This is a genomic window from Microcystis sp. M144S2 (genome assembly GCF_020246065.1).
GTDB classification, from domain to species: Bacteria; Cyanobacteriota; Cyanobacteriia; order Cyanobacteriales; family Microcystaceae; genus Microcystis; species Microcystis ichthyoblabe_A.
On the sequence record NZ_JADBTR010000185.1, the window covers coordinates 1 to 7242 of the forward strand.

At 40.7% G+C, this 7242-nt stretch carries 2 protein-coding genes; both read left to right on the forward strand.

What is annotated here, in order from left to right:
• The coding region (locus tag IM462_RS20440) for a non-ribosomal peptide synthetase (RefSeq protein WP_287704521.1) at positions 1 to 5232 on the forward strand (5232 nt) is incomplete at its 5' end.
• A 165-nt stretch (positions 5233 to 5397) separates the two neighbouring features.
• Positions 5398 to 7242: condensation domain-containing protein (locus IM462_RS20445; protein WP_287704524.1), on the forward strand; the 1845-nt coding region annotated here is incomplete at its 3' end.

A 7242-nucleotide genomic window follows, 5' to 3' on the forward strand; every position in this document is an offset into this window, starting at 1 on the left:
CAAGAAAAATTTATTCCTAATCCTTTTGAGAAGGATGAAGTGATCCCCCCAACCCCCCTTAATAAGGGGGGCAATGAGCCGTCAAAATTATATAAAACGGGAGACTTGGCCCGTTATTTACCCGATGGTAATATTGAATATTTAGGACGGATTGACAATCAAGTAAAAATTCGCGGCTTCCGTATTGAATTGGGAGAAATTGAGGCTGTACTTAGTCAAAATCAGGCGGTACAGTCTTCTTGTGTGATTGTTCGTGAAGATAATCTAGGGGATAAACGCTTAGTTGCTTACGTTGTACCGCAACCCGAAATCAACCTGACAATTAACGAAATACGGCAATTTTTGCGAGCAAAATTACCTGATTATATGGTTCCAACTGCGTTTGTCCTTCTTGATACTTTCCCCTTAACTCCCAATGGCAAAATAGACCGCCGTGCTTTACCTGTTCCCGATTTACAGAGCCAAGGTGAATATATAGCTCCCCGTAACCCCATTGAAGAAAAAATGGCGCAGATTTGGGCTGAGGTACTGAAATTAAAACGAGTCAGTATTGAGGATAATTTCTTTGAATTAGGGGGACATTCTCTGTTGGCAACTCAAGTTATTTCTCGATTACAGGAAACCTTTGAGATTGTTGTTCCCTTGCGTTATCTGTTTGAATCCCCAACCATTGCTCAGTTAAGTGCGGTAATTTTAAAAGAACTGCAAACAGGTTTAGGGTTAAAGCTACCATCAATTGTCCCCGTTAATCGAGAGGATGATATTCCCCTATCCTGGGCCCAGGAACGTCTCTGGTTTGTGAATCAATTAGAAGGAGAAAGTGGGGCTTATACTATTGATTTAACGATGCGTTTGCGCGGAAATCTCAATGTTAAAGCCTTAGAAAAAGCTTTCCAGGCAATTATTCAACGCCATGAACCCCTACGGACTCAATTTAAACTCAAAGATAACAAACCAATACAAGCGATCAATCCTAATGTAACCTTCACCTTACCAGTTGTCAATCTGCAAAACCTCAGTCATTCTGAGCAACAGGTAAAAAACCTGTTATTAGCAGCAGCATCCGAACCCTTTGATCTCGAATCAGGTTCAGTATTACGAGTCAACTTATGGCAAGTCAAGACAGAGGAATATGTACTATTATTAGCTATTCATCATATTGCGGCGGATGGTTGGTCATTAGGTGTTTTAGTTGACGAATTATCGGTCTATTATCGAAGTTTCTGCACCGGTACAAAAGCAGATTTACCTGATTTATCAATACAGTATGCTGACTTTGCCGTGTGGCAGCGTCAGTGGTTAACTAATGAAGTATTAGACCGTCAATTAAGCTACTGGAAGCAACAATTAACCGGGGTTCCCCTACTACACCAACTTCCCACAGACCGTCCCCGGCCAGCAATCCAAAGTTTTCGCGGTGGGACGGAGCGACTGCAACTAGATAGTCAACTAACGCAACAACTGAAAAAACTCAGTCAAGAGTCCGGTAGCACTCTCTTTATGACATTACTAGCGGGTTTTGCTGTGTTACTATCTCGTTATAGTCAACAAACAGATGTGGTAATTGGTTCACCAATTGCTAACCGTAACCGCACCGAAATTGAAGGGTTAATTGGCTTTTTTGTCAATACTTTAGTGTTAAGATTTAATTTATCTCAAGACCCGACCTTTGAAGATTTTCTCGCGCAAGTCAGACAAACTACTCAAAACGCTTACGACCATCAAGATTTACCCTTCGAGATGTTAGTCGAAAAATTGCAAATTGAGCGTCATTTAGATCGTAATCCTTTAACACAGATAGTTTTTGCCCTTCAGAATGCTCCTAGTTCTCCCTGGGATTTACCCGGAGTAAACATTGAGGAGATACCATCGGGACTTGATTCAGTTAGGGTTGACTTAGAAGTTTACCTCTGGGATACAGCCGAAGGATTGGGCGGTTTTTGCTCTTATAACAGGGATTTATTTGATGCTGAAACTATTGTCCGTATGATGACTCATTTTAAGACTTTGTTGGCGGCAATTGTGGAAAATCCCCGTCAATCAGTAGCTTCACTACCCTTATTAAACCCAGAGGAAGAGTATCAACTATTAGAGGAGTGGAATGAGACAAAAGCTGATTACTCCTATAACAAGTGTATTCATCAATTAATTGAGGAACAAGCAGCGCGTACCCCTGATGGAGTAGCAGTAGTCTTTGAAAATCAACAGTTGACCTATGCAGAATTAAATAGTCGGGCCAATCAACTAGCTCACTATTTACGCTCTTTAGGTGTAGAAACCGAGGTAATAGTCGGTTTATGTGTAGAGCGCTCTTTAGACATGATTGTGGCATTAATAGCCATCCTTAAAGCCGGTGCTGCCTATCTCCCCCTTGACCCAGAATATCCTCAAGAACGCCTACAATTTATGTTAGAGGATAGTCAAGTACCCTTATTACTAACCCAAAGTTCACTGATTGATAAACTCCCAAATCATCAAGCTAAAACTGTATTTTTAGCTGAAATTTGGACAGAAATTAAACCAATGAACTGGGATAATTTGACGGTGAAGGTAACAGCTTCTAATTTAGCTAATGTGATTTATACTTCTGGTTCTACGGGTAAACCTAAAGGGGTGATGGTTGAACATCAAGGGTTGTGTAACCTTGCTCTGGCGCAAATTCAGACTTTTGCTGTGTCTTCTCAGAGTCGAGTGCTTCAGTTTGCTTCTTTTAGTTTTGATGCCTGTATTTGGGAAGTTTTGATGGCTTTGGGAGCAGGAGCGACACTTTATTTGGCAAGTAAAGAAAATTTAATGCCCGGTTTACCCTTAATCAAGCAATTACGGGAGAATAAGATTACTCATATTACTCTACCGCCATCAGCTTTAGCGGTTCTGTCTTGGGAAAATCTTTCCTCTCTGCAAACTATTATTGTCGCCGGGGAAGCTTGTTCTCCTGAATTGGTGAAAAAATGGTCCCAGGGACGAAATTTCTTTAATGGTTATGGACCCACAGAAGGAAGTGTTTGTGCAACGGTAGCTAAATGTACGCCGGTTGATGAAAAAATAACTATTGGTCGGCCAATTCCTCATGTGCAGGTTTATATTTTAGACTCGCATTTACAACCGGTTCCTATCGGTGTACCGGGGGAATTACATATCGGAGGAGCAGGGGTAGCCAGAGGTTATTTGAATCGCCCAGAATTGACAGCAGAGAAATTTATCTATTTAGAAAACAAGGAACAGTTAAAAGGCAAACGTTTGTATAAAACAGGAGATTTAGCTCGTTATTTACCTGATGGAAAAATTGAATATCTGGGACGAATTGACAATCAGGTTAAAGTAAGGGGTTTCCGCCTCGAATTAGGGGAAATTGAAGCAGTTTTGAGCCAACATCCCCTAGTACAAGAAGCGGTTGTGATAGCTCGCGCTGATCAGGCAAGTGATCATGATTATGATCAGCTTAATACTAATTTAGTAGCCTACTTAGTTCCGGCTCTCAAGGGTCAAGTATTGCCCGAACAGCTTGCTCAATGGCAGAGTGAATATGTTAGTGATTGGCAAAAGATTTACGAAGAATCCTACAGTAAACCCCAACCTCAAACCGAGGACCCCACTTTTAATATTAGTGGTTGGAATAGTAGTTATACCGGACAAGCTATTCCCGATGCAGAAATGCAGGAATGGGTTGATCAGACAGTGAGCCGAATTTTAGGAAATCAACCACCGCAACGAGTGTTAGAAATTGGTTGCGGAAGTGGATTATTGCTATTCCGTGTGGCGAAACATTGTCAGGAATATTGGGGAGCAGATTATTCCGCTGCTACTATTAATAACCTAGAACATTTATGTAGCACAATTGAGGGTTTAGAGGGCAAAGTAAAATTATTACACCGAACAGCCGATGATTTTACCGGCATTCCCCAAGCTACTTTTGATCGAGTAGTAATTAACTCTGTGGTTCAGTATTTTCCTAGTGTGGATTATCTATTACAAGTTATCGCAGGAGCAGTCAAGACGATTGCGGATCAGGGTAAGATTTTCCTAGGTGATATCCGTAGCTTGTCCTTACTAGAGCCTTACCACGCCGCGGTACAGTTAGCTCGCGCTGAAGCTAATAAAACCCTTGAAGAATGGCAAAAACAGGTGAATCAAAGTGTAGCTACCGAAGAAGAATTGTTAATTGCACCTCAGTTCTTTATCACGCTTAAACAACACTTTCCGCGAATTTCTTGGGTAGAGATTGCACCGAAACGGGGTCAGGCTGACAATGAGTTAACTCAATTCCGCTATGATGTTACTTTACATCTGGATACTGATGGGCAAAAAACGACAATTACTTGGCTAAATTGGCAGCGGGATCGGTTTTCTTTAGGGCAACTACAAGATAAACTGAAACTGGAACAACCAGAATATTTAGGTATCAGAGATGTACCCAATCAACGATTACAAAAGGCACTACAAATTTTAGACTGTTTAGAAAATTCTCCCGGGGTAAAAACGGTGGGGGAATTGCGGCAATTGTTAGCAAAAAATAGCGGGATAGGGATTAATCCTGAGCAAATGTGGCAACTGGGAGAACAGTTAGGTTACACTGTTCATCTCAGTTGGTGGGAAGGTAGTCAAGATGGTTCTTTCGATGTGGTTTTCTGTCGCCAGAATGCCATCCTAGAACCGATAATAAGTAAAGTTGAACAACAACCATACCCCAATTTTTGGGATGATGAGACGATTATTCCCAAATCCTGGACTGATTATACGAATAATCCTTTATATGGTAAATTAGTCCAGAAGCTGATACCACAGGTGCGGGAATTTGTCCAACAAAAGCTACCTAGTTATATGGTTCCCCAGGCTTTTGTTTTGCTTAATACCCTACCTTTGACTCCTAATGGTAAAGTAGATCGGCTGGCTTTGCCTACACCCGATACAGCTACACGCAATTTAGCTACGGGATTTCTCGCACCTCGTACCCCGATTGAAACTCAAATGTCTCAAATTTGGAGTGAAGTTTTGGGAGTCGAACGTATTGGGATTAAGGATAATTTCTTTGAATTGGGAGGACATTCTTTGTTAGCAACTCAGGTTATTTCCCGTTCCCGCGATCTTTTCTCGGTGGAATTGTCTTTACAAAATTTGCTAGAATACCCAACTATCGCTAATTTAGCCCAAATTATTGAAGTTCTTACCGTTGCACCGGGAGAAATAGCTATGACTGAAAGCTTAGAAGATTATGAGGATGGTGAATTATAAAAACAGTTAAAGTTTTAGCTGATTTCAATAGTTTAGCAAGACAGTTAAAACGGCAAAGGACAAATATTGATCCTAGTCAATGGCAATCTGATGGACTTTTTCATCCTCAGGGCAAACTTCGTGATTTAGAGCTAATTTAACAACAACTTTGGAGGCAATTGGTAAGTGAAAGTAGGAGATTTTTTAGCGTATTTGAAGGGTTTAGAGATTAAACTATGGCTGGAAGGCGAAAAACTTCGTTTTCAGGCTCCCAAAGGGGTTATGACCCCAGAAATTAAAGAAGAAATCGCCGCCAAAAAACCTGAAATTTTGGACTTTTTAAGAGCGGCAAAAATCCCAACTAATACTGTTGATTTAGAGATTATTCCCGTGTCACGGGATCAGGATTTACCCCTCTCTTTTGCTCAACAACGACTCTGGTTTCTGCAGCAACTTTCTCCCGATAGTCATTCCTATAATCTGTTGGAAGCTTTGCGGTTAGAAGGAAACCTCAATCTGTTGGCTTTAGAACAAAGTCTCAGCGAACTAATTCGCCGTCATGAAATTTTAAGAACCACTTTTCCCATGATTGAAGGGCAACCAATTCAGCGCATTGCTCCCCCTTCCCCCGTCAGGTTACCCCTAGAAGATTTACAAAATTTATCAAAGAATGAACAGACAGAACATCTGCAAGAAATAGCGATTGCTTTCTCCTTAAAATCCTTTAATCTAGCCAAGGAATCCTTAGTCCAATTTAAGTTACTTAAACTCAGTTCCCAAGAGTATGTATTGCTGTTGAAGATGCACCATATTATTTACGATGGTTGGTCTTTGAGCATCTTCTTTGATGAATTATCTCAACTTTATGCGGCCTTTGTCCAGGGGTTGCCTTCCCCTCTCGCTAAATTATCGATTCAATACGCCGATTTTGCCGTATGGCAACGTCAATGGCTCACCGGTGAAGTCTTAGAACGTCAACTTAATTACTGGCAAAAACAGTTACAAGATGCACCTACTATTTTAGAATTGCCGACGGATTATCCCCGCCCCCCAATTCCTAGTTTCCGGGGTGATGGGCAGGTTTTTCGCCTGAATAAAGACTTAACGCAACGCCTCAAAAGGTTAAGTCAGGAGTCAGGAGCAACGCTATTTATGAATTTACTGGCGGCTTTTTTTGTCCTAATTTCTCGTTATAGTGGTCAATTAGATGTTTTGGTGGGTTCTCCCATCGCTAATCGTAATAGTTCGGCAATTGAGAAATTGATGGGCTTTTTTGCGAATACTTTGGCTTTCAGAGGTAATCTAGAAGGAAATCCGAGTTTTATCGAGTTATTAGAACGAGTAAAGCAAACAACTTTATCAGCTTATGCCCATCAAGATTTGCCTTTTGAAATGTTAGTAGAAAAATTACAATTAAACCGAGATTTAAGTCACAATCCTTTGATACAGGTAATGTTCTCACTGCAAAATACTCCCCAATCTGAGGCCAGTTTATCTGGCTTAAAGATGGAGAGTTTGCCTTTATCTGTTGAGCTTAAAGCCCGATTTGATTTAGAGGTAAATTTTTGGGAAGTTTCTGATCGTTTAGAAGCGGTTTGGTGTTATAGTACTGATTTGTTTGCTGCCCCCACCATTAACCAAATGGGGCAACATTTTCAAAATCTCTTAACTGCGATTGCAGCTAATCCCAATATGGGAATTTTTGAGTTATCGATGTTAAGTGATGAAGAACGTTATCAATTGTTATCATTGTGGAACGAAACTCACACAGATTATCCCTCTGATAAATGTATTCATCAGTTATTTGAAGAACAGGTAAAACGCACACCCGACGCGGTAGCAGTGGTATGTTCAGAGCAAAAATTAACCTACAATGAATTAAATTGTCGTGCTAATCAATTAGCCCATTATTTGCGGAAATTAGGAGTAAAACCAGATGAATTAGTGGGGATTTGTCTAGAGCGTTCCTTAGACATGATTGTGGGATTATTGGCTATTCTTAAAGTCGGTGGAGCTTATGTTCCTATTGAC